Genomic DNA, 23,967 nt, shown 5'->3' with positions numbered 1-23,967 from the left:
AAAATAAAAAAAGGGGGTGAATGTCCTGGAAGAACTTTTATTTAAAATTAGAAAATTTGGATATTTTTTAAATACCTCTACATCTATTGATTTTTTTACTATTGCAGCTTTTTTATCAGAAATGCTTGAAAGTTCAATTTACATAATTAGTAAAAATGGAAGCTTATCTGGATATGCAATTTTGCCGGGCTTTGAATGTCAGGCAAGAGATGAACTTATTATTAAAGCTAATAGGATGCCTGAATACCTGAACTCAAAAATGCTCCTTTCTTCTGAACCTGTTATTAATCAAATACAAAAGGGAAGTGACTGCATCTTTCTTAATGGAGTTTCATGTATATATTGTAATAAATTTTATACGTGGATACCTGTTGTATCTCATACTGAAAGATTGGGAACTTTACTTGCTTCCAGATTTGCAAAAGAATTTTCTACGGAAGATATAATTATTCTTGAACATGCCTCTGCAGTAATTGGTATGGAAAAAATAAGACTTTCAAGCAAAGAAAGGGAAGAAGAAGTTAGAAAAAAGACTACGGTTCAAGTAGCACTTGCTTCACTTTCATTATCTGAGAGGGAAGCTGTGGAATCGGTTATGTCTGAATTAAAGGATCAAAATGAAGGTGTTTTGGTTACAAGCAAGATTGCAAAAAATTCAGGCATTACGAGATCGGTTATAGTAAATGCTCTTAAGAAAATTGAGAGTGCTGGAGTTATAGACGTTCATTCGCTTGGAATGCGAGGAACTTATATAAAGGTAGTAAATAATTATCTTAGAGAGGAGTTGAACAGTGGAGTTAAGCATACTCACATTCGAGAAATACTTAAAAAAAGTTTGTTATCTTAGTCTATTTTCATTTATTTTACTTATTTTTAACGTAAATTTTGCCTTTGCACAGAATACAAATATGCCAGATAAGGTGACTCAGATAGAAGTAGCTTTATATGGTTCTATTTCTAGTGGTTCTCTTACAGATAGGCTTTCTAATTTGGAATATACAATTTGGGGGCAAAGGGATTATTCGGATTCCTTAGAGAGTAGATTAAATAGAATTTATGATGCTGTTTTTGAGTCTACAGATCAAAGAGCTGGTATAGCTCTTGATATGAATGCTCTTGAATACTCTTATTCAAAAGAAGTGAGTTTTGGACCTATTCTGGATAGAATATCTAACCTGGAAAAGAAAATTTATGGCACTTCTTATGATTCTTACAGCTTGATGGACAGATTAAAGAGACTAAATGATACTTTATTAGGTGGCAAGGTAAATCAAGTTAACGTTTCTGTAGATGCAGGTAAACTTATAAGATTCAGAATTTTAAAGACTATAAGCAGTAAAGACAGCGTGGCAGGCGATATAGTGCCTTTAGCTGTAGACGAAGACGTCACTGAGAAAGGTGCCATAATTATACCAAAGGGTTCCTATGGAGAATTAAGGGTTGTAGAAGCTGAAAGAGCAAAGCACTACCTTGGTAGAGATGGTAAACTTCAGATTGAGTTTAGATTTGTTACTTGTGCAGATGGGATAAATCGACCTTTAATTATTTCTAAGGAAGCAATAGAAAAAAATAAAAGTTTACCTTTAACCGTAGGAGTATCTACTGCGGGACTTATCATACTTGGGCCTGTAGGTTTGATTACTGGATTTTTTGTCCCTGGAAGGGATGTTGAAATTCAAAAAAATACTCTTTTTTATGCGAGCTTAAAAAACGATTCTCATATCTGGGGTTTTTTGCCAGGTAGTAAAAGCATAAATGCAAATCAATAATATTTTAAACGTATTGTCAAGAAAAAGGGATAAAGAAATTCTGTCTAGGGAAGATATTATTTTTTTTGTAAAATCAGTAAAAGAAGGTATAGTTGATGACTCTCAAATCGCTGCTTTTCTTATGGCCTGCTTTATAAATGGTCTAGATAATGAGGAAACTTTACACTTAACTCAGGCACTTGCAAATTCTGGAAATGTTCTATCGTGGGGCAAAGCTATGAGTGTTGACAAACACAGTACTGGTGGTGTTGGAGACAAAACTACTATTGCTCTATTGCCGGTTCTGAGCGCTTATGGTTTTCTTGTTCCTAAAATGGCTGGCAGAAGACTTAGTTATACTGGTGGCACGATAGAAAAAATAGAGCTTATTCCAGGTTACAATACAAAATTGTCAATTTCAGATTTTGTTAAGCAAGTTGAACGAATTGGAATAGGACTAATTTCTCAAACTGAAGAAATAGCTCCAGTAGAAGGTACTTTCTATAAAATTAGAAATCATACTGGCACAGTCGAGTCAAGTCAATTAATTCTAAGTAGTATAGCCAGTAAAAAATTAGCTGTAGGCTCTAATTTTATAATTTTTGATATTAAATCAGGTTCGGGTTCATTATTTTCCAGTTATACGGCATCTCTAGAATTTGCAAAAAATATTTGTAATGTAATGAAAAAATTTAATAAAAAAGTATCATACATTGTTTCAGATATGAATCAACCGCTAGGTAAATGCGTGGGAAATAGACTTGAACTTTGGGAGGCTTTGAGCTTTTTGCACACTAGAGAGCCCTATTCTCTTGACAAATTAATATTTAATATATTCTCTAATTCATATAAGGCTTACTTTGGTATAGCGCCAGAGAAAGAAATTAATAAGATATATAATAAAATTTTTGAAGAAGGTAGAACAGTTCAAAAAGCTATAGAGTGGATAAAAAATCAGGGTGGCGATCCTAAATATGTTGAAAATCCTGATTATTTACTAAATGGCCTTAATAAGGTTGAGATTCTGTCATCTGAATCTGGTTATATTCAAGGCATGGACGTGAGGAGAATTGGTTGGATAGGACATTATTTGTCAGACAGAGTTGATGGAGGGATTGTTTTTAATATTTTGATAGGTGATAAAGTTGAGAAAGGAGATGTTCTTGCTAATATTTATGCAAGAGATATTAATAAATTAGAGAACATTGACTTGGCGAGTTGTATAGATATAAAGGAATCCATTTGTAAGAAGAGAGAATTAATTTTGGACTCAAAGATTTTATGATGAAAAAAGGGCTTATTTTTACTCATAACAATTCTGATTTTGATGGAATTGCTTCAGCTTTTATGTTACAAAAAATCTTTAATGCAAAAGTTGTAATGCCTGAAAGAGTTGAATTTCAGGTAGAAGCATTTTTACACCTATATGAATACATATTTCCCTTTGTTAAGTATGAAGATATTGCTTTTGAGGAAATAGACTTTTTGGTTTTTGCAGACACATCTAACCCTCAGAGAATCGGATCCTTTTATGGATCTTTGCCAAAGAATAAGGAATTAGAAGTATATATTTTTGATCATCACACTCTTGGGTATTTTCCACCTAATTTTAAAATTGTAAGGTATCCAGACACCAGCGTAGGTTCGTCAGTAACTTTGGTTTGGGAAGAAATTAAAAGAAGAGGCATAAAATACTCTGAAATAGAAGCTACATTAATGCTTTTGGGTGTTTATGAGGATACAGGAAGGTTATTGTATACCTCTACCACTTATAGGGATGCAAATGCAGTTGCAGATTTAATACAAAATGGTGCAAACTTAATGGTAGTATCTAGATTTTTGGAATCTGGGATGAATCCTTATCAGAGGCAATTACTTGAGTTCTTTTTGGATAATAGTTCGAAGGACTTTTATAATGGAGTCGAGTATGTTTTAACATATGCTGAATTAGATACAGAGGTGGAAGATGCAGCTTTGGTGGTTCATAAACTTAGGGACTTAATAGAGTGTGAGAACGTATTTGCAGTTCTTAAAGTAAAAGACACAGTACACATAATTGCAAGAGGATTGGGCGATTATTTGAACGTCAGAAAAGTCTTGGAAAATTTTGGTGGCGGAGGACATAATGAAGCTGCTGCTGCCACTTTTAGATTGAAAGAAGAATTTTCTGATTTTCTAGATAAGCTTCGAAGCGCTATCCAGAAAGAATGTAAGCCTAAGATAAGAGTTAAGGATGTTATGACCTCTCCTGTTAGGGTACTTGCTCCTGAAACGTCTGTAGAAGAGGCTAGAAAAATTTTACTAAGGTATGGCCATTCTGGTGTTCCAATTTTAAAAGATGACGAAATAGTTGGTGTTCTTTCAAGAAAGGACATTGATAAAGCTACTCAACACAAATTAGGGCAAATGGAAGTACAAAAGATAATGTCGAGGAACGTAATAACGATAAATCAAAATGCCTCTCTCGACGAAGCACAAAAGCTAATGATTGAAAAGGAAATAGGCAGGCTTCCTGTGATTAATGAGGAAAATAGACTGGTAGGTCTAATAACGAGAACAGATATTTTAAGAGTTTGGCATGGTATAAACGTAAAAAAAACTAAAGAACTTTCAACAAAAAGAGTTATTTTGGATTTAAATGTAAGATTGGATCAAAGGATCAAAGATTATTTAGAAATTATTTCTAACGTTTCTGATAAACTTTCCTTAAAATCATTTCTAGTGGGTGGGTGTGTAAGAGATCTACTTTTGAACATACAATCTAATGATATGGATATAGTAGTAGAAGGAGATGCGATAAAGCTTGCCCAGGAGGTTAATAAATATATTAATGGTGAATTTTTTTCTTATGAAAAGTTTAGAACAGCAACTATAAAGAATGAAGAAATAAAATTTGATTTTGCTTCTGCAAGAACTGAATTTTATAGTTGCCCTGCTGCAAAACCACTGATAGAGTATTCAGATTTACATAATGATATGTATAGAAGGGATTTTTCTATCAATACTCTTGCAATTTCTTTGAATAAAGATTCTTATGGCAAAATGATCGATTTTTTTGGCGGGTATGAGGATATAAAAATTAAAAGAATCAGAGTTTTGCACCCCTTGAGTTATGTAGAAGATCCTACAAGGATTATAAGAGCTATTAGATTTGAATTTCAACTTGGATTTAAGATTGATAAGGCAGATGAGGAGCTTATTAAGAATGCTATGGAACTAAAACTTTTTAACGTAATATCTTTTGATGTTTTAAAGGAAGAATTGAAATTGATGTTTTCACACGGATCTTGTCCAGCATTAATTATAATGCGCATGAAAGAATTAAATGTCTTTAAACTAATTCATCCTAAGATATCTTTTAATTTTAGCCTGGATAAACTCAAAGGATATTTTTCTTGCCTTAAATCTGAAGGTTTTGGAAATAATTTGAAAGAATGGTGGTTTTTATGTATCTTACCAATAATATATAATATACTTAAATCTGAGGACAGATTTTTTAAAAGAAAGTGGAAATTTACAAAAAAAGAAATCTTATATGTTGAGAAATTAAAGAAATTTTTGTTTAAGTTTTCGAGAAAAAGGAGCCAAAACATCTTTAAAGACTTTGATCTTTTTGAAACTTTAGAGGGAATTCCATCTGAAATTATTTGTTTTTTAAAGATTTTAGAGGAAAAACCCTTAAATGATTATGTTTTGTGGTTTGAAAAGAATAAAAACGTTTTCAAACCTCTGACTACAGGAGAAGAACTCTCGAATAGAAGCGATGTTAAGCCAGTTTTTATTGGTGAGATACTTAAAAATTTAAAGAAAGAAAAATTTTTTGGCAATATTAGTACGTATGAGGATGAACTAAAATTTATAAATAAATTTATATCTGAAAAGAGTTGAGGTGATCTATGTTTGATATTGTTGGTTTGGTTTTAGCTATACCTGCTGTAATCATAGCGTTAACTGTTCACGAATTTGCTCATGCGTATGTGGCCTATAAATATGGTGACTATACACCAAAAGCCAATGGGAGATTGACTCTTAATCCTTTGGCGCATATTGATCCATTAGGATTCGTAGCCTTACTACTTATTAAATTTGGCTGGGCCAAGCCAGTACCTGTTAATTATGTTATTTTATCAAGGAAAAAAGGTGGAATAGAAATGACTGCATTAGCCGGTTCTTTGGCTAACTTTGGGATGGCTTTAGTTGCTGCCAGAATTTTAGTTGTTTTTTATCAGTTTATTTCTGTTTATGATCCTCTTGTAGCTTTTTTTCAGTTGCTTATTTTTTTAAATATAAGTTTGGGGGTTTTTAATTTGATACCAATACCTCCTCTTGATGGATATACAGTTTTTAGGAAATTTTTCCCGTATGAATTAAGACGTACTATTGAGATGTACGAATATTATGGGCAATTTGTGCTTATAATATTTCTTTTGCTGGGTGGAGCAAATATTTTGATACCAATAGTGCAATTTATATTTAATTTAATGGTTTTTGCATAAACTTGAAGAAATTTTTTCTTGATGTAAGAAGATTTATTTATACAGTTTTTTATACTTTCAAAGAACCATCTTATAAAATTGTTTTAAAAGAATTGAACGAGAGGGAAATCAGTTTGTTTTTTTCAATGCCCAAAGAGGATAGGGTTCATTCACTTCTTTTATTAAAGAATTATAAGCCTGATACTAGTGATGAAAAATTAATTTATATTCAAAAAAGAGTTATAATTTTTCATGATATTGGAAAAAAATTTGAAAAACCCTCTCTTATAACAAGAGTTTTAAGGTCTTTAAAATTTACTTTTTTTAGAAAAAGCAGTTCATATTTTGATCATGCTTTAATAGGCTCAAATATATTGAAAATGGAAGGTTTTTCTGATGAAATAGTAAATATTGTCAGAAAACATCACACTAAATCAAAGGACGTAATGTTTTTAAAAAAGCTGGAAGGATAATAGGAGGACTAATTTGAGAGAAACAATCTTTAGTGGTATGAGACCTACAGGAAGTCTACACATAGGTCACTATTTAGGAGTTTTGGAAAACTGGAAAATTTTGCAGGAAAATTATAAATGTTTTTTTGGTATTGTGGACTGGCATGCTTTGACTACAAAGTGGCAAGATTCAGCTGATTTAAGTGGCTATATTGAAGAAATGCTTGCAGAATGGTTATCTTGTGGAATTGATCCAAAAAAGTCTACTGTAATCTTACAATCTTTAGTTCCTGAGCACATTCATCTACATATGATACTTTCAATGTTGACTCCTGTATCGTGGCTTGAGAGAAATCCAACAGTAAAAGAACAGGCAAGGGAGCTTGGTATTGAAGATCAGCTTACATATGGTCATCTTGGATATCCAGTTTTAATGGCAGCTGATATATTAATTTACAAATCAAAAAGGGTACCTGTGGGTATAGATCAAGTTCCACATCTTGAGATGACAAGAGAAATTGCAAGAAGATTTAATTTTCATTATAAAGAAATATTTCCTGAACCGGAAGCTTTATTAGCTGAATTTCCAAAATTATTGGGTGTTGATGGTAGAAAGATGAGTAAATCTTATAATAATGCTATATATCTGAAGGATGACGAGAAAAGTATAAATGAAAAGGTAGCTTCAATGATTACAGACCCAGAAAGAATCAAAAAAACTGATCCAGGACATCCTGACGTTTGTAATGTTTTTTCTTATTATGGGGTTTTATTCAAATCAGAGCTTTCTGAAGTAAGAGAAAGGTGTGAAAAAGCTCAGATTGGTTGTGTAGATTGTAAGAAACAGCTTGCAAAAAAAATAAATGAGATATTAGAACCAATAAGGAACAAAAGAAGTTATTATTTATCGCACAAAGATATGCTTTGGGATATACTGAAATCAGGATCTGACAGTGCATCTAATTATTGCAAAAACACAATTAGAGAAGTCTACGATGCTATGAAACTAAATTATCCAATATAAAATGTTAATAGATAGCGTTAATGTTTCATATTTAGATGAATTGCTGTGTCAGGTAGAGAGAATAAGACAGATCGTAGAGGAAAAAAATTTTGAGAATCCCTACCAAATTATTAATGAGATTAGGAATATCTTTGAGGGATTAGATAATGTATTTTTTGAAAAAGATAGAACAAATTTAGATTTATTAAAAGCTAATGCTACTAAAAATAGTTGTTGGGATTGGGTTTCGGACTGGCTTTTGTCAATGAGGGCATCTTGCCCGGTACCAAGAAAATACAATCCAAATGAGATTTCCTATAAACCTGAAATTTTGAAAAGAGCTATGATAAAGTTTATAAATAAATCGAAAGTCTATAATGTAAGAAAATATATCCCTTTAAGCTTTTTTGTGGATTCTATTAAATTTTTGATAAACAATGGGTTTAGCCAATTTGATTTATTTTTGATAAAATTTGAAGAAAGAGTGGGATATTTTTTAGCATTCCTTGAACTTTACAAAAATAATATAATAGAGTTAAAACAGAAAAGAAATTTTATTATTTTCAAAAGTGAAAGACTTTAAAAAAATTATTGAAGCAATTATTTTTCTAAACGTAAAACCTATTAAATTAGACAATATTTCAAAGGCTGTGGGGATAAAACCAGAAAAGGTTGAAGATTTAATAGATCAGTTGAATAATGAATATAAAGACAGAAGTTTTAAGATATACAAAAATTCAAAAGGATATTTTTTTGGTATTAGACCAGAATTTAAAGATTTTGTTTTATGTAAAAGAGACAATGAAAAGTTATCAAAATCCATGTTGGAGGTTTTAGCTATAATAGCATATAACCAACCAATAAGTGCAAGTAATGTATCTAAAATAAGGGGTTTAAGAAGCGAAAAGCAAGTGATGAAACTTTTCGAAAATGGCTTTATTAAGATTCTCTCTTTTAATAATGCTCCCATTAAGCAACCCCTTTTTGGGGTAAGCAATAAGTTTTTTGATTTTTTTGGTTTAAGTTCTTTAGACGAATTGCCGCCTATTGAAGATTTAAATTTGAGGAGCTAAAGATGAATAACAATTCTGAGTTTCCAAAATTATTTAGAGAGATAAGAGAGCAAAAAGGCATGTCAATTGAAGAACTGGCTGAACAATCTAAGATATTTTCTTACTACTTAAAAATTTTTGAAGAAGGCAGAAAAGAAAAGTTTCCACCTTATTCTATCTCTAAAGGTTATCTAAAAGCTGTTGCCAGAGAATTAGATATTGATCCGAGTATACTTTTAAAATCTTTTGATGAATTTGTTCAAGAGAAAAAAGTAAATTCTGTTCAAGAAACAGTTACAATCCCGAAGGAAAAAAGAGAAAAGATAATTAAAGAAAGAAATATTAAATCTATCAAATATATAGTAGTATTTATTTTAATTGTGACAATTTTTTCGCTTTCAATATTTTTGGTTTATCAAATAATGATTACAAAGAGAAACTTTTTAGCAAATAAAATGCCAAATAATGTCGTTAAACAAGAGAAATCTAATAATATCGAGACTGGTAATATTAATAGTTCTCAAAAGACTATTTATTTGAAATTCATTGGAAAGTCCTGGGTACTTGTCAAGGATAAGAATAAGGTTTTATTTGAAGGTATTATTAATCCTGGAGAAGAAAAAACTTTTACAACTAACGATACTCTTGATATAAAATTAGGTAATGCTGGGGGGGTCGAAATATCTAAGGACGGTAAAAACTGGGTTAAAGCAGGTAATATAGGGGAAGTTGTAGAACTGACCGAATGACTAAAGCCAGATATATACTACCAGTTTCTTTAGGTTGTCCAAAAAATGAGGTGGATTTACAGTATTTATTAGGTAAGTTTGAGACCTATAATTGTTTTTTAACTTTTGATCTGAATTTAGCTGATTATGTTTTTATAAATACTTGCTCTTTTATTAGAAAGGCAAAACAGGAAGCAATTTCGACAATATTAGACTTTGTTGTGGATAAAAAAAATTTTAAATACAAAATCATAGTAGGTGGCTGTTTAGTTTCTTTGTATAAAGACTCCCTAATTGAACTTTTTCCAGATGTTAGTGCTTTTTTGGAACCAGGAAGGTCTTTTGGCGAGGAAATATTCGAATATTTAGATAAAAATATAGTTTACTGTAATTTTAAGAATGAGATTTGTAGTGATAATGAAAATAGAAAGTTTTTTGTAGAAAGACCATTCGAATATCTTAAAATTGCTGATGGGTGTTCGCGAAAGTGTTCTTACTGTCTTATTCCAAAAATAAGAGGTCCATATCATAGCTATGAAAGACAATTTTTGTTAGATCAAGCAAAAGATCTGGCTCAAAAGGGGAAAAAAGAAATTATACTTGTTGCGCAAGACGTTACTTTTTATGGTTTGGATAGGAAAGATTCTTTATTAAAATTGTTAGAAGGACTTGAAAATATCGAAGAAATCAGATGGATAAGGCTGATGTATCTTTATCCAGATTTGCTAAGTGAAGATGTAATTAAATTTGTTTCTGGATCTAAGAAAGTTTTGCCTTATTTTGATATCCCCATGCAACACGCAAGCGAAAAGGTTTTAAGATATATGAGAAGAAATCCTGATAGCGAAAGATTTTTGAGATTGATAGATAGCATTAGAGAAAATATTCCTGATTCGGTAATAAGGTCTACTTTCATAGTAGGGCATCCTGGAGAAGATGAAAAAGAATTTGATAAGTTAATTAATTTTTTAGAAAAAATCAAACTCAATTGGGCTGGGTTTTTCTCATATTCAAGAGAAGAAGATACTCTTTCTTATTCTATGAATGAACAAGTTAAATATGTTGAAAAGAAAAAGAGGCTAAAAATTGCATACAGTATTCAGCAAGATATTACATTAAAATGGCGCCAATCCTTAGTAGGGAAAAGTTTTGAAGTGTTGGTAGAAAACGATCTTAACAAGTATAATGTAGGCAGAAGCTTTATGGAAGCTCCAGATATAGATTCCTTTATAAGATTTAGAGGCAATAAAAAAGTAGAAATTGGAGATTTTATCAGGATTTTAATTACAAAAAATAAAGGATTTAAATTAGAAGGGAAGTTAATAGAGTGAAGGTTGCTCTCTTGTGTGTAGGTTCTGAATTGACTATTGGTGCAGTTTCTGAAACTAATTCTAACCTACTTTCTTCGAAGCTCGAAAAATATGGTCATGAAATAGAAACCATAATTGTTATTCCGGATGATCTTGTTATAATATCAGCTCAAATCCAATATCTTTGTGAGTTTTACGATTATATTTTTATTTCTGGTGGTTTGGGGAATACTTTTGACGATCTTACCAGGGAAGCTGTATCAAATTTTACAAAATTGCCTCTTGAAAAAAATCTTGATTTGCCAGAAAAAATGGCCTATACGATTTCAGGGGCGCAGGTTTTTTTAAATAAAGTTGGGTTGGCGCCGGGCATGATAGTTGATTTTAATAACAAGAAAATTATATTGCTTCCTGGAGTACCTGCAGAATTTGATTATTTGCTTGATGAAATTTTAGAAAAATTGTTTTTGGAAAACAAGGATAAATTATATATATTTTTTTATCATTTGTTGCTTAGATTTGAGAGATCTGTTGAAAAGGAATTGCCGAATGAGTTGTTAAATGACTTTGAAGTTTCTTTGACCATATTAGGCTTGGATAGTGAAGTGTTGCTTATTCTAAAAACTGACTCTGAAAAGAAAGCTAAGTATTGGGACAAAAGGTTGAAGAAAATTTTCAAAGATTGTCTTTACTATGCTAGTACCAGATCCTCAAATTTTGAGACAGAGATTTATAAAGTTCTTAAAAAGAAAAATCAAACTTTAAGCGTTGCAGAGTCTTGTACTGGAGGTTTGCTTTCATCAAGATTAGCTGTAATACCCGGCATTAGTAGCGTTTATTTGGGAACTATTGTTGCTTATAGTGTTGATTCAAAAAAGAAGTTGTGTGGGTTTTCTGGAAATACAGTTTCACCGGAAGCAGCTCTTGCTATTGCTAAGGCTTCAAAAGATCTTTTTGATAGTAATTGGGCTATTGGAGTAGTTTGTTACGCAGGGCCCGATGGTGGCAATATTGGTCAATCGTATATATCAATAGTTGGAGATAAAACTTATTCTTTTGAAAAAATTTTTAAAGGTGATAGAAGCTTTATTTTAAAAAGGGTATCCTCTTTTGCTCTGGCAAACTTTTTGGGGGTAATTAGTAAAGGGTGAGATTATTTATTGCTTACAAGATTCACAATAAAGATGCTAAAGATATTTACCTTAATGTAATGAATTGTGAAGCATTTAAGAAACACAAAATTGTTGATTTCAAAAATTATCACATTACTTTTAAATTTTTAGGAGAAACAAAATTAGATGTTCAAATAATTTCGGAGCAGCTTTTGGACTCACTCTCTAATTTTAAGAGGTTTAACTTTTTTTTCTCTAATGAGATTGGTTATATTCCATCAAGACATAATCCAAAATTTGCTTATTTAAAAATATATGAAAGAGATAACGATTTTGAAAAAATTTTTAGAAACGTTGATCTGGCTATGAGTAATTTAGGGTTTGATATGGAGAAAAGAGAGTTTAAACCCCATCTTACATTGGTTAGATTTAGAGAAACTTTGATAGGTGATGATATTTTCCCGGTCTATTTTAAAGGAAAGAAGAAAATAGAATCTATCATGGATAAAGTTAGTCTATTTCAAAGTATTTTGTTACCTGAGGGGCCTGTTTATAAGGAGGTATTTTCGGTTAGGCTATGAATGAAAAAGAAATGAGCCTTATTGAGCATCTCAGCGATCTGAGAAAGACTCTAATAATAGGTTTAGGTTCGTGGTTTGTTGGGATAATAATAGCATGGTTTTTTAAAGACAAAGTTTTATCTTTCATTAGCTCAACTCTTCCTAAAGGTACACTTGTTTATTTTTCGCCACTTGAAATGTTTACCACTGATTTAAAATTATCTATGATATTGGGATTTATAATTATGTCGCCTATTATTTTTTATAGTATATGGTGGTTTCTTGCTCCTGGACTCTATGAAAATGAACAAAAATTTGTAAAGAGATGGATGCCGGTAATGGTTATTCTTTTTTTTATTGGAGCACTTTTTTCAGCTAAAATAATTCTTCCATTTGCTTTAAATTTTTTTGTTTTTCATTCTACAAGTTTCGCAGTTGCTAAGCTTTCAATTGCAAAATTTATATCATTTTATTTTTTAACTATAGTTTTTTTTGGGCTTATGTTTCAATTACCACTGGTTTTATCGTTATTGATATTACTAAATATTGTTTCCTATCAAACATTAAAAAAGTTAAGAAAATTTTTTTATATTTTAATCTTCTTGTTTATAGGTTTTATTAGCCCTCCCGACCTCTTTTCGCAAGGCATTATGTTTATTCCTTTAATGCTACTTTTTGAGATTGGTATGTTTATTTCTTCTAAATTAAAGCCTATGAAATTTTAAATTATGGATAGAAGAAAATATCCATTTCCTATTCTTGCTGTTAGTGGTTTGTTGATAAAAGATAACAAGATACTTTTGGTAAAAAGAAAGTGTCCTCCCTCGATTGGACGTTGGTCTTTGCCAGGCGGGGTTGTAGAAAAGGGTGAAAAATTAAAAGATGCTATAAAAAGAGAATTTTTAGAAGAAACATCACTTAGCGTTGAAGTTATTAAACTACTAACTGTTTATGAAAAAATTGACCTTCAAGAAGATAAAATAGGTTATCATTACGTAATATTATTATTCTTATTGAGCCTTACAGGTGGTTCTTTAAAGGCAAACGATGATGCCCGGGAAGCATGTTTTTTCTCGAAAAATGAAATATTAAAACTTCCCCTAACTGATGGCTTAATAGAGGTTTTAAAAAATATACTTGAAAAGATTTAATCTTCTATTTTTGGCAATATTCTGATCATAGCCTTAAAAGTATTTAGCAAATGCTTGTCCATAGCTTTTTTTGCAGATGAAGGATCTTTTTTCTTTATGGCATCTAATATTTCTGCATGCTCTTGCAAAACTTGCTCATAGTTCCATGATTTTGTTAAAGCTTTTATTCCAGATAGGCTCATAACGTCTCTAATATCTTCTAAAAATCTTACTACATATCTATTTTTGGTTAGTTCTGCAATAGTGCTGTGAAATTCTCTGTCTAGATCTACGAAACCTACATAATTTTTCTTTGATATTCTCTTTCGTGCATTAATTATTATTTTTTCCAGTTTAGAAAAATCTATATCTGATTTTACTCTTGCTAATTTTTCTGCTGAGAAGCTTTCTAAAAGTCTTCTTATTTCAAAAATTTCTTTTAAATCGAATCTGTTTAGACTGCCAATTAATATGCCCTCTCTAGGAATTACAGTTACCAGGCCTTCCTTTTCTAATTTCAAAATAGCCTCTCTTATAGGAGTTCTGCTAATATTAAATCTCTCAGCGAGTCCTCTTTCTGTTTCCAATTCTCCAACTTTTATTTTTCCAAGAAATATATGTTTTTTTAATTTTTCATAAGCTTCATCGGAAAGAAGATGTTTTCTTCTTTTATAGCTCTTTGGCATACTAACTGGTCCTCCACAGGATTTTATTTTTAGTTTAAAATGATTATAACATGATTAAAGAATTTAAAAAGAAAAGAACAGTTAATTTAAAACAATTTGCAAAAGATATTTCAGATCAATTAAAAAATAAGACTGATAATCCTTCTTTGGAATCTAAAATTATTTTATCACATTTTTTAGAAATTGATATAAAAGATTTGTATTTATTTGACAACATAGAAATTGATATAGATAAGATAAATTCAGTTTATGAGGCAATCGAGCTAAGATTAAAAGATAAACCACTTGAGTATATAATTGGATACAAACCCTTTAGATTTTTAAAATTAAAGGTAAATGAAGATGTGTTAATACCAAGAAATGAAACAGAAGAAATAATTGATATAATAAAAAGGTTCTTTCCTCGAGCAAAAACTTTTTTGGACATTGGAACTGGCTCTGGTGCAATTGCTTTATCGATAGCAAGAGAAATTGAGAATTCTTTTTGTGTTGCGACCGATATTTCTGAAAGAGCTTTAAAAATTGCCAAAGAGAATGCAAAAGAAAATAATTTGGAAAATAAGGTTGTTTTTGAACTTGCTGATTTGTTTCCTTTAGAAAAAGAAAAATTTGATGTTATAGTTTCTAATCCTCCATATATTGATATTAACAATACCCGGCTTTCTGTAATTAGCGAAGAAATTTACTTTGAACCTAAAATTGCACTTTTTGCAGAAAATAAAGGTTTATACTTTTATGAGAAAATCTTATTTAAAGCTAAAGATTATCTATTTTTAGATGGTGGTTTAATATTTGAAGTAGGTTTTAACCAGGCAAAGGAAGTTGTTGAAATAGGAGAGTCCAATAACTTTAGTTGCTTTAGTTTAAAAGATTTAAATGGGATAGATCGCTTTGTTGTATGTAGACGTAAAATGATAAAATAGACGTATGTGTATTTACAAATTAATAAATAGAATAATATTTTCTAAAACTTTATTTAACTTGAGGGGGTTAATCCTTGTATAGAGTCGAGGTTTGGTTTAAAGAAGGAGTTTTTGATGCTGAGGCAGAAAGCGTACTTAGACAGATTGTTTCAATTGGTGTAGAGAGCGTTCATGATGTCAAGATTGCAAGAGTTTACAATATTGAAGGAGATTTAAACCAGAATGAGATAGAAGACATTGCAAAAAATTTGTTAATAGATCCAGTAGTTGAGACTTATTTTTTAGGGAAACAAGAGAGAAAAGGAGAAGATGTAGAAATAATCTTTAATCCTGGAGTTATGGACCCAGCTGAAGAACCTATAAAAAGAGGTATTAGAACTTTAGGTTACAATAGTGTGAAAGCTTGTAGAACGTCTAAAAGGTATATTTTTACTGGTGAGTCAATATCAAAGAAGGATGTTAATAAAATCTGTGAAAAAGTCTTAATGAATAAGCTAATTCAACATGTTGTAAAGGGTAAAGAAAAGATTTTATTAGATCTGCCAACCTTTAAATTTAAAAAAACTACTATTCCTATAAGAAATTTAACAGATCAAGAGTTAAGACAGCTATCTGTCAAAAGAGGTTTAAGCCTTGATTTAAACGAAATGAAGATTATTAAAAATTATTTTATAAATGAAGACAGAGATCCCACTGACGTTGAATTAGAAACCATTGCCCAAAGTTGGTCTGAACACTGCATACACAAGACTTTTAAATCTGAGGTTGAATTTGAAGGTAGAACTCTACCTGCGATGTTTTCTTTAATAAAAGATGCTACCAATAAGCTAAAGGCTAAAAAGCCATATTTGGTTTCTGTTTTTGATGACAACTCAGGTGTTATAAGTTTTAACGACGATTGGTGCCTGTGTTTTAAAGTAGAAACCCATAATCACCCTTCTGCTTTAGAACCATATGGAGGTGCTGCTACGGGAATTGGCGGTGTAGTTAGAGATATTATGGGCACAGGACTTTCTGCTAAACCTATTGCAAATACCGATGTTTTTTGCTTTGGTAATATTGACGTTTCACAGGAAGATTTACCGAAGGGAACCTTACATCCCAAAAGGATCTTGGAGGGAGTTTTCAGAGGCGTTAGGGACTATGGAAACAGAATAGGTGTCCCAACTGTAAATGGTACAGTTTTGTTTCATGATGACTACATGGGAAATCCTCTGGTTTTTTGTGGTTCTATTGGAATTATTCCAAAAAAGTTTGCTCTTAAGGGTAGGCAAGAACCTGGCGATTTGGTTCTTTTAGTTGGTGGTAGAACGGGTAGAGATGGAATTCACGGTGTAAACTTTGCATCTTTGGAGCTTTCGGAAGAATCTGAAGTAGTCTCTTCTGGCGCTGTACAAATTGGTGATCCTTTTACGGAAAAGAAACTTATAGATACAATACTTAGAGTACGTGATATGGGTTACATAAAAAGAATTACTGATTGTGGTGGTGGAGGACTGTCTAGTGCTGTAGGGGAAATGGGAGAAGAAACTGGAGTCGAAGTTTACTTAGATAAAGTTCCTTTAAAATATCAAGGTCTAAATTATTTTGAAATATGGATATCAGAATCCCAGGAAAGAATGGTCCTGGCTATAGCTGAAAAAGATAAAGATGAAGTATTGAAAATTTTTGAATCTGAAGATGTTGAAGCTACAGTAATTGGAAAATTTACTAATGATAAAAGATTAAAGCTTTATTATGAAAACTCTGAGGTATCAAATATTTCTAATGATTTTTTGTTTAATGGTTGGAAAGAAGCTAGTAAAAAAATTTTAGCACAAAAACCAAATTCAACTTCACAAACTACTGATTACAATAAAAAAATCACAGATTTTTCTGAGACTTTGCATAAAATATTATCTTCATATAACATTTGTTCTAAAGAGAAGTTTATATCGGGTTATGACTTTGAGGTTCAAGGGATGAGCGTAATAAAGCCTTTAATTGGGTTATATAGAGATGGACCTTCCGATGCTGCTGTTTTGAGACCTTTTTGGAATGATAAAAGAGGCTTTGCAATTTCAAATGGAATTAATCCTTTTTATGGTTTGAAGGACCCATATTGGATGAGTGCTTCTGCCATAGAAGAAGCTTTAAGACAGCTCGTTTGTGTTGGAGCTGATATAACTCAAGCGGCTATTTTAGATAATTTTGCTTGGGGATCGCCTAAAAAACCAGAAAACGTGTGGAGTCTTTATGAGTCAGTAAAAGCCTGCCATGATTTTTCTCTAGAATTTGAGGTTCCATTTATATCAGGTAAGGATAGCCTATACAATGAGTTTACTTATCACGACAAAGTTATATCTGTGCCCCCAACCTTATTAATATCTGCTATTGCTATTGTTAAAGATGTAGAAAAGACTATAACGTCAGATTTCAAAGGTCCTGGCAATATTGTATACCTTCTTGGTAAAACTAATAATGAATTGGGCGGTTCACAGTTTATGAAAATAATGTTTGATTCTACTGATGGTAATGTGCCAAAAGTTAATGCAAAGGATTCTATGTCTTTAATGAAAAGACTTTCAAAAGCTATCGAACTTGGTTTGGTAGATTCATGTCACGATCTCTCTGATGGAGGCTTGGCAGTTTGTATTTCTGAGATGAGCTTTTCAGGTAATTTTGGCGTAAGAATTCAATTAAAAGATGTCGTTTGTGGCGAATCAATAGATAAAGATGAAATTATTTTGTTTTCTGAGTCAAATGGAAGATTTTTAGTAGAGGTAAAGCCAGAGAATCAAGAAAAATTTGAAAGGGTTTTGGAAGATTCTGTATATTCTATAATTGGGAAAACTTGTGAAGAGCCTTATCTTACAATAAAAGGTTTGTCAGGAGAAACTATAGTTAAAGAGAACATATATGCGTTAAAAGAATCCTGGAGGAGTCCTCTCTTGCCAGATTATTTAAAGAAAAAAACTCCTTACTCTTTTAATAAAAAGTCATTTACAATTCCAAATATAGTTTTGGGAAGAAAACCAAAAGCCTTAGTGTTAAAAGCTTCTGGCGCAAACTGTGATTCAGAAACAGTTCTCGCACTTGAAAACAGTGGTGCTGAAGTTGACTCATTTCATATTAATAGGATTATTAAAAAAGAAGTAAAATTTGTCGATTATAGAATTCTGGTTTTACCAGGTGGTTTTACGTATGGAGATTATATTTCAGCAGGAAAGATAATGGCTGTAGAATTTTCAAAAATTTTTAATGACATTGTTAAAAGCAATGAAAAAATGCTTATTGTGGGAATTTGTAATGGTTTTCAGGTTTTAGTCAAAACTGGGATTTTGCCTGGATTAGAAGAGGGCAATTTTAAGCAAAATGTTACTTTAACTTACAATACTTCTGGAGAATTTCAATGCGAGTGGGTAAATATAAAAGTCCTGGATAATAGATGTATTTTTGTGCCGAACGAGTTTTCTGAAATTGAATTGCCAATAGCGCATGCTGAAGGGAGATTTTATGCTAAAGTAGACGTTTTAGAAAAGATTTTCAAAAATAAACAGGTAGTTTTTATTTATGATAAATACAATCCAAACGACTCTAAGGAAAATATTGCTGGTATTACAGATAAAAGTGGTAGAATATTAGGGCTTATGCCTCATCCAGAGAGAAATTTTATATTAACTCATCACCCATACAAAATTAACAGAAACTATGGATCTTTACTTTTTAATAAGTTAGTAAAAGTGGCTGATGAAATTTAAGCTTTTTTCGTATTGCCGTTTTTAAAGAATTTATTGTAAATATGAATAAATTCTTCATAAGAAGGTCCAAAAATAACAATTAGAATTGCTGGTAAAAATGGAGGTATAGCCCATATCCAATATACAGGCCATAAAACTATGGTTGCTATAATAAATAATATTAGATAATACGTTATATGAGATCTTGTTACTTTTTGTCTTCTCATCCTTTTCATATCATAAGATTATACAATAAAAAATTATTGGAGGTTAAAAATTGTTTAAAAAGGTTTTAATATTGTTTTTGCTAGTAAGTTTTGCTTTTTCGGCGTTTAATTTAGAAATTGCCTTTTCGAAGGCTGGTGGTGGCAAAAGTTTTGGCACTACAGGAACTCATAGCTATTCAGCAGGAAATAAATATGTTTCGCCAAATCTAAATACACCTAAAACTACTTCTCCTGTTAATCCAAACAACAATCAAAGTCAACCATCTTTCCTTAGAAATTTTTTGGGCGGTTTGATAGGTGCTCTGGCTTCAATTGCACTATTTTCAATGTTAGGTAGTTTGTTTGGTTTTAATGGGCCAAATAGTTCTCTAGCTGGCTTTTTATTGATTATAATTATTGGGTTTTTGCTAATATATCTGATTAATTATTTTGCAAAAAGAAGATTTAAAAGTGATAGCAATTATAATGAGGTTTCTGTGAATAAAGAATTATATAATGCTTCAAGTGTTTATAATGATAGTCTTCAGGGAGTGAAGTTAGGCTCTGTTCAAGCAAAAATGGATGTGGATAGAGGGTTAAAGGAGATAGAAAGAGCTTTTCCTTCCTTTTCTGAGGAGAATTTGAGATCTAAAATCAAAGAAATATTTGTAAGTATTCAGAAGGCTTGGTCAGAGAAGAATTTTAATATGCTAAGAAACTTAACTACTGATGAAATGTTTTTAAATTTTCAGAAACAAATTGAAGAATTTAACAAGAGCGGCATTACAAATTTTGTGGAAAATATCTCAGTTAAAAGAATGGATTTGGTAGATGCCTGGGTTGAAGAGGGGAAAATATATGTAACTTATAAAATTGAAGCTACAATGACGGATTATGATGTTGATGTGAACAAAAACATTCTCAGAGGCAATAAAGATGAATTGGTTGATTTTCAGGAGTTATGGAGCTTTATATCAGAAGATTCAATAAATTGGAGACTTACGGCTATAAATCAGATATAACATAATTTTTTTGTCTCTTTTAGAGCAAAGTTTTTATTGCATCTATTTTCAATTTATTTTATAATAAGTACTCGTCGGGGCGTAGCGCAGGGGTAGCGCACTCCTTTGGGGTGGGAGAGGTCGGTGGTTCAAGTCCACTCGCCCCGACCATTTTTTAAAACAAATATTTTAAAACAAATGAATAATATGGTAAGTGCTAAAAGTCCAATTCTATTTTACGAGTTTATTTTGCACAGTAGTAGAACGTTTTTAAAAATTTTCAAGTTGTTTTTTAAATTAAAATGGATACTTTAAGAAATAATTGTAGTTTATATTATTCATGGTAAAATAAATAATGTACCCTTTAGAAAGGTGGGGTTATGTTGATAAATAAACACTTATACTTTATAACATTTGTACTGGTAAGCGTTTTTATCTTTGCGGGAGTTTCATACTCAAAAGGAGTAGGGCCTATACCCAGTAAGAATAATCCAGGGATTTTTGAAATTTTTGACAAGAAAAGTAATCATGGTCAGGGAATTAAGGAAATAAATATGGAAAAAAATAAAGAAAAAAAAGAAATCCAGAATGAATTTAAAGAAGAAATCCAGGAAAAAAATCAAATTAAGAACAATGGCGGCTCAGAAGAGAATATTACAAACGAACAAAACCAGATCGAACAATTAAAACAAGAAAAAAAGGATGTAAACAAAGAGTATACTAATGAGCTTAAAGCAAATGGAAAAGAAAATAAGCAATAATTCTAATAATATTTAATTATGTCAATTCATAATGCTATTTTATTTGCTCGTCTTGGGAAGAAGGTTAGATGTCTTGTTTGTCCAAGGCTATGTACTTTAGATGACGGAGAAACTGGATACTGTGGTGTAAGAAAGAATTTTTCAGGAGAATTGAAAACTCTTATTTATTCTCTTGTTTCTTCTGCTGCTGTAGATCCAATTGAAAAAAAGCCACTTTTTCATTTTTTTCCAGGGAGCAGAGTTTTTTCTGTTGGTACATTTGGTTGTAATTTTAGGTGTTTAGGATGTCAAAATTGGCAGATAGCTTGTTCTGGGCCGAGTGGTGGGGAAGAAATAGCGCCCGAATATCTTTTGGAATTAGCAAAGAGATATTCATGTAGAGGTGTAGCATGGACCTACAATGAACCAACTATCTGGATAGAATACGTTTTGGATTCTGCAAAGATAATTAAAAAAAGTGGTCTTTATACTGTAATGGTTACTAATGGTTATATTACACTAAAAGCTCTTGACACTGTAGCAGAGTATATTGATGCATATAGAGTTGACCTGAAAGGTATTAGGGGCAAGTACTATCGAGAGGCTGCAAATGTAGAAGATATAAGACCAATTTTACTTGCTATAAAGGCTGCCAAATATAAATACAATTGTCATGTAGAAATAGTTACTAACGTGGTTCCTGGTTACAACGATTCTTCTGAAGAAATATTTGAAACTGCTAGTTGGATCAAGAGTGAATTAGGAGAAGATACTCCGTGGCATATTACGAGATTTTTCCCTCAATATGAACTTTCAGGTTTGATGCCTACTCCTGTAGAAAAATTAAATGAAGCTTATAAAATAGCTAAAAAAGTTGGATTAAATTTTGTTTATACTGGTAATCTATCTGGAGGAAAGGAAAATACATATTGTCCGACGTGTGGAGAGCTATTAATTGAAAGAAAAGGATATGAAATAATACAAAACAAGTTGAAAAGTAGTGAATGCCCAAAATGTGGAAGAAAGATTAATATAAAGGGTATTGATTATGTTTAAAGATAGGCTTGAAGCTGCAAAACTTCTTTCTGAAAAGATTAAAGAAACTTTACCCAATATAACAGATGTTATTGTTTTAGCTATTCCAAGAGGAGGAATAGTTATAGGTGCTCAAGTTGCTAAATTTTTCGGATGGGATTTAGATATTACAATACCTAGAAAATTAGGCGCACCTGGCAATCCTGAACTGGCTATTGGGGCAATAGGTGAGCATAATGGTTTGGTGATAAATGAAAGAGCATATAAACTTTTAGGAATTGAAAAGGATTATCTTGATAAAGTAATAGAAAGAGAAAGAAAAGAGATTGAAAGAAGAAGCAATCTTTATAGAACAAAAAAATTTGATTATAAGGATAAAAATCTTATTATTGTTGATGATGGGATAGCTACTGGTTCTACGGTTATTGCCAGTATAAGAGGGTTAAGGATCTTTAAACCCAGATCAATTATTGTCGCAGTCCCAGTTTTGCCTTATGAAACTATTGATCTTATAAAAAAAGAGGCAGACATTCTAATTTATTTAATAGCACCGAAAGAATTTTGGGCTGTAGGTCAATTTTATGCAGATTTCGGAGAGGTGAAGGACGAAGAGGTAATAAGAATTTTAAAAGAATTTTCTGAAGATATTAAAGAAAGATAATGCTAAGATAAGCAAAGAAATTGTAAGGAAGAGTTTTTCTTCTTTTGTTGATATTTTTGAATAAAGCGTTTCATATTTATTAATTTTAAAGTTATAAAACAAAATTCCTGCTCTATCTGCCGGAAGAAGTTTCATAATATCACCATTTGGATTAATAAATGCAGAGGGTCCGGTATTGGCTGCTCTAATTATTGGTATTCCAAATTCAATGGCCCTGAATATTGATATATTTAAGTGTTCTATTGGCTCTTTTGTATCTTTGAACCATCCATCATTAGAAGCTACTACTAATAAATTTATTTTGTTATTTTTTAGCTTTTCATATATTAAATCTGGGAGAGTATCCTCGAAGCATATAAGAAATCCTATATAAAGACCTTTATATTTAAAAGTTTTAGAATTTTTTCCTTCCTTAAAATCGCCAAGTTGAGGAAAAAATCTGTTTAAAAAACCAAAGATTTTTGGTATTGGGTTAAATTCTCCAAATGGAACAAGATGTTCCTTTTCGTAAACTAGCTCTTTTTCATTTTTGTTAAGAAAGTATATAGAGTTATAATATGAGTCATTTTTACAGTAAATAGAACCTATTAAGGAAGGTTGATTTGGTATTAAAGTATTTTCTTTATTTAAACAAGTTCTAAATATAACCTCTGGGGTTACTATTAGACTATTTGGATACTGATGTTGTGCAAGGTTGAATAAATCTATATATTGCTTGTTAATAAGATTTTCGTAGTTTTCATCATATAAAAAAATTGGTCTGAAATTTCCTTGTAAAATAGTAAATTCTTGATATTTTATATTGTTATTATTTGAATTTAAAAAATTTACAACAGATCCTGCTAGGATAAGAAAACACAGCAAATAAAGTGCTTTTGGAATGGTTTTTTTCTTTGAAAAAAGCATATTAATATAAAAAATTAAAAAGGTTAGTCCTATTACTCCGATAAAACTTGCAATGTACATAAATGGTGTATATATTAGAAAATATCCTGGAGTTTCTAACCCAAAGGCAAATGGACCAGAGTTTCTTAAAATTTCTGAAGAAGTTAAAAAAATTGGTAATGAAATGGTGTATAATTTTTTAGGTATATTTTTTTCAATTTTTTTCCAGATTATAATTGGTAAAAACCAAAAAAGAGACAGATATAAAGACATTAAAATAACAATATGTATTCCAAATATTGATAACCAGCTGGTATTTGTTAGAAAGTATAAAAAAATATTAAAATATATGAGAAAAGAATTTTTCTTATTAAGTTCTAAATTTCTTATGATATAAAAAAGAGGTGATAAAAAAAAGAAAATTAGGATATTGTTATCGAAGTAATATAAAGTGATTGCAGTAAAAACTGTTAGTAAAAGAGTTAAAAGCCATAAAGTGTAATTTTTTTTTGTCATATCAACAAACGAGGAGGTGAGCCCT

The 23,967-nt window shown here is 31.1% G+C and carries 24 protein-coding genes and 1 tRNA gene; 22 read left to right on the top strand and 3 right to left on the bottom strand.

What is annotated here, in order from left to right; genetic code table 11:
* The first annotated feature begins 16 nt into the window (after positions 1-16).
* The 15 genes from codY to TDSAC_RS06005 are packed head-to-tail and all read left to right on the top strand — an operon-like array spanning position 17 to position 13,591.
* Positions 17-847, top strand: a complete 831-nt coding sequence (gene codY, locus TDSAC_RS06075; RefSeq protein ID WP_108309361.1) for a GTP-sensing pleiotropic transcriptional regulator CodY — start codon at positions 17-19, stop codon at positions 845-847.
* Positions 792-1,769 carry a hypothetical protein gene (locus TDSAC_RS06070; protein ID WP_108309360.1) on the top strand — a complete coding sequence of 326 codons (978 nt, stop codon included), beginning with the start codon at positions 792-794 and terminating at the stop codon, positions 1,767-1,769. The genes codY and TDSAC_RS06070 overlap by 56 nt, the downstream gene beginning before the upstream one ends.
* Complete coding sequence (locus TDSAC_RS06065) at positions 1,756-3,033, top strand: thymidine phosphorylase (RefSeq protein ID WP_108309359.1); 1,278 nt, start codon at positions 1,756-1,758, stop codon at positions 3,031-3,033. Before TDSAC_RS06070 ends, TDSAC_RS06065 begins: the two co-directional genes overlap by 14 nt.
* Positions 3,030-5,636 carry a CBS domain-containing protein gene (locus TDSAC_RS06060; protein WP_108309358.1) on the top strand — a complete coding sequence of 869 codons (2,607 nt, stop codon included), beginning with the start codon at positions 3,030-3,032 and terminating at the stop codon, positions 5,634-5,636. The genes TDSAC_RS06065 and TDSAC_RS06060 overlap by 4 nt, the downstream gene beginning before the upstream one ends.
* Before the next feature lie 8 nt (positions 5,637-5,644).
* Positions 5,645-6,244: a site-2 protease family protein gene (locus TDSAC_RS06055; RefSeq protein WP_108309357.1), complete on the top strand. Its 600-nt coding sequence runs from the start codon at positions 5,645-5,647 to the stop codon at positions 6,242-6,244.
* Between the two features lie 2 nt (positions 6,245-6,246).
* Positions 6,247-6,696 (top strand): HD domain-containing protein, encoded by a 450-nt coding sequence (locus tag TDSAC_RS06050; protein ID WP_108309356.1) that lies wholly within the window; start codon positions 6,247-6,249, stop codon positions 6,694-6,696.
* 13 nt (positions 6,697-6,709) lie between these two features.
* Positions 6,710-7,699, top strand: coding sequence for a tryptophan--tRNA ligase (trpS, locus tag TDSAC_RS06045; protein WP_108309355.1), 990 nt, complete (start codon positions 6,710-6,712; stop codon positions 7,697-7,699).
* A gap of 1 nt (position 7,700) precedes the next feature.
* Complete coding sequence (locus tag TDSAC_RS06040) at positions 7,701-8,261, top strand: hypothetical protein (RefSeq protein ID WP_108309354.1); 561 nt, start codon at positions 7,701-7,703, stop codon at positions 8,259-8,261.
* Positions 8,248-8,751 (top strand): SMC-Scp complex subunit ScpB, encoded by a 504-nt coding sequence (gene scpB / locus TDSAC_RS06035; protein WP_199919730.1) that lies wholly within the window; start codon positions 8,248-8,250, stop codon positions 8,749-8,751. The genes TDSAC_RS06040 and scpB overlap by 14 nt, the downstream gene beginning before the upstream one ends.
* Positions 8,752-8,753: 2 nt before the next feature.
* Entirely contained in the window at positions 8,754-9,479 is a 726-nt protein-coding gene (locus TDSAC_RS06030) for a helix-turn-helix domain-containing protein (protein ID WP_108309352.1), read from the top strand.
* On the top strand, positions 9,476-10,789 hold the full coding sequence (gene rimO, locus TDSAC_RS06025; protein ID WP_108309351.1) for a 30S ribosomal protein S12 methylthiotransferase RimO: 1,314 nt from the start codon (positions 9,476-9,478) through the stop codon (positions 10,787-10,789). Before TDSAC_RS06030 ends, rimO begins: the two co-directional genes overlap by 4 nt.
* Positions 10,786-11,919, top strand: coding sequence for a CinA family protein (locus TDSAC_RS06020; RefSeq protein WP_108309350.1), 1,134 nt, complete (start codon positions 10,786-10,788; stop codon positions 11,917-11,919). Before rimO ends, TDSAC_RS06020 begins: the two co-directional genes overlap by 4 nt.
* Positions 11,916-12,461: an RNA 2',3'-cyclic phosphodiesterase gene (thpR, locus tag TDSAC_RS06015; protein ID WP_108309349.1), complete on the top strand. Its 546-nt coding sequence runs from the start codon at positions 11,916-11,918 to the stop codon at positions 12,459-12,461. The genes TDSAC_RS06020 and thpR overlap by 4 nt, the downstream gene beginning before the upstream one ends.
* Positions 12,458-13,165 (top strand): twin-arginine translocase subunit TatC, encoded by a 708-nt coding sequence (gene tatC, locus TDSAC_RS06010; RefSeq protein ID WP_108309348.1) that lies wholly within the window; start codon positions 12,458-12,460, stop codon positions 13,163-13,165. The genes thpR and tatC overlap by 4 nt, the downstream gene beginning before the upstream one ends.
* A gap of 3 nt (positions 13,166-13,168) precedes the next feature.
* Positions 13,169-13,591: an NUDIX hydrolase gene (locus TDSAC_RS06005; protein WP_108309347.1), complete on the top strand. Its 423-nt coding sequence runs from the start codon at positions 13,169-13,171 to the stop codon at positions 13,589-13,591.
* Here TDSAC_RS06005 and TDSAC_RS06000 read toward each other — a convergent pair.
* A complete protein-coding gene (locus TDSAC_RS06000) occupies positions 13,588-14,256 on the bottom strand; it encodes a GntR family transcriptional regulator (RefSeq protein WP_108309346.1) in 669 nt (222 codons plus the stop codon). The two genes, TDSAC_RS06005 and TDSAC_RS06000, sit on opposite strands and share 4 nt — an antisense overlap.
* Positions 14,257-14,306: 50 nt before the next feature.
* Between TDSAC_RS06000 and prmC the strand changes: the two genes are divergently transcribed.
* A complete protein-coding gene (gene prmC / locus TDSAC_RS05995; RefSeq protein WP_108309345.1) occupies positions 14,307-15,179 on the top strand; it encodes a peptide chain release factor N(5)-glutamine methyltransferase in 873 nt (290 codons plus the stop codon).
* A gap of 74 nt (positions 15,180-15,253) precedes the next feature.
* Entirely contained in the window at positions 15,254-18,919 is a 3,666-nt protein-coding gene (gene purL, locus TDSAC_RS05990) for a phosphoribosylformylglycinamidine synthase subunit PurL (RefSeq protein ID WP_108309344.1), read from the top strand.
* Here the strand turns inward: purL and TDSAC_RS05985 are convergent.
* A complete protein-coding gene (locus TDSAC_RS05985; protein WP_108309343.1) occupies positions 18,916-19,125 on the bottom strand; it encodes a hypothetical protein in 210 nt (69 codons plus the stop codon). The genes purL and TDSAC_RS05985 overlap by 4 nt on opposite strands.
* Positions 19,126-19,175: 50 nt before the next feature.
* On the opposite strand from TDSAC_RS05985, the gene TDSAC_RS05980 reads away from it, so the two are divergent.
* The 5 genes from TDSAC_RS05980 (at position 19,176) to TDSAC_RS05965 (ending at position 22,541) form a co-directional block, all read left to right on the top strand.
* Positions 19,176-20,126, top strand: a complete 951-nt coding sequence (locus TDSAC_RS05980; protein ID WP_108309342.1) for a Tim44 domain-containing protein — start codon at positions 19,176-19,178, stop codon at positions 20,124-20,126.
* 75 nt (positions 20,127-20,201) lie between these two features.
* Positions 20,202-20,276: transfer RNA gene (locus TDSAC_RS05975), tRNA-Pro, on the top strand.
* 209 nt (positions 20,277-20,485) lie between these two features.
* Entirely contained in the window at positions 20,486-20,866 is a 381-nt protein-coding gene (locus tag TDSAC_RS08980; protein WP_150130306.1) for a hypothetical protein, read from the top strand.
* Positions 20,867-20,884: 18 nt separating this feature from the next.
* The gene (gene amrS, locus TDSAC_RS05970; protein ID WP_108309341.1) at positions 20,885-21,901 is read left to right on the top strand and encodes an AmmeMemoRadiSam system radical SAM enzyme; all 1,017 of its coding nucleotides are present in this window, start codon (positions 20,885-20,887) and stop codon (positions 21,899-21,901) included.
* Entirely contained in the window at positions 21,894-22,541 is a 648-nt protein-coding gene (locus tag TDSAC_RS05965) for a phosphoribosyltransferase (protein WP_108309340.1), read from the top strand. The genes amrS and TDSAC_RS05965 overlap by 8 nt, the downstream gene beginning before the upstream one ends.
* Here TDSAC_RS05965 and lnt read toward each other — a convergent pair.
* Complete coding sequence (lnt, locus tag TDSAC_RS05960) at positions 22,506-23,942, bottom strand: apolipoprotein N-acyltransferase (RefSeq protein ID WP_199919729.1); 1,437 nt, start codon at positions 23,940-23,942, stop codon at positions 22,506-22,508. The two genes, TDSAC_RS05965 and lnt, sit on opposite strands and share 36 nt — an antisense overlap.
* Between the last annotated feature and the right edge of the window lie 25 nt (positions 23,943-23,967).

The sequence above is a fragment of the Thermodesulfobium acidiphilum genome (assembly GCF_003057965.1).
Taxonomy (GTDB): domain Bacteria; phylum Thermodesulfobiota; class Thermodesulfobiia; order Thermodesulfobiales; family Thermodesulfobiaceae; genus Thermodesulfobium; species Thermodesulfobium acidiphilum.
Note: the sequence above shows the minus strand (reverse complement) of the source record. Positions and strands in the feature narration are given on the sequence as shown.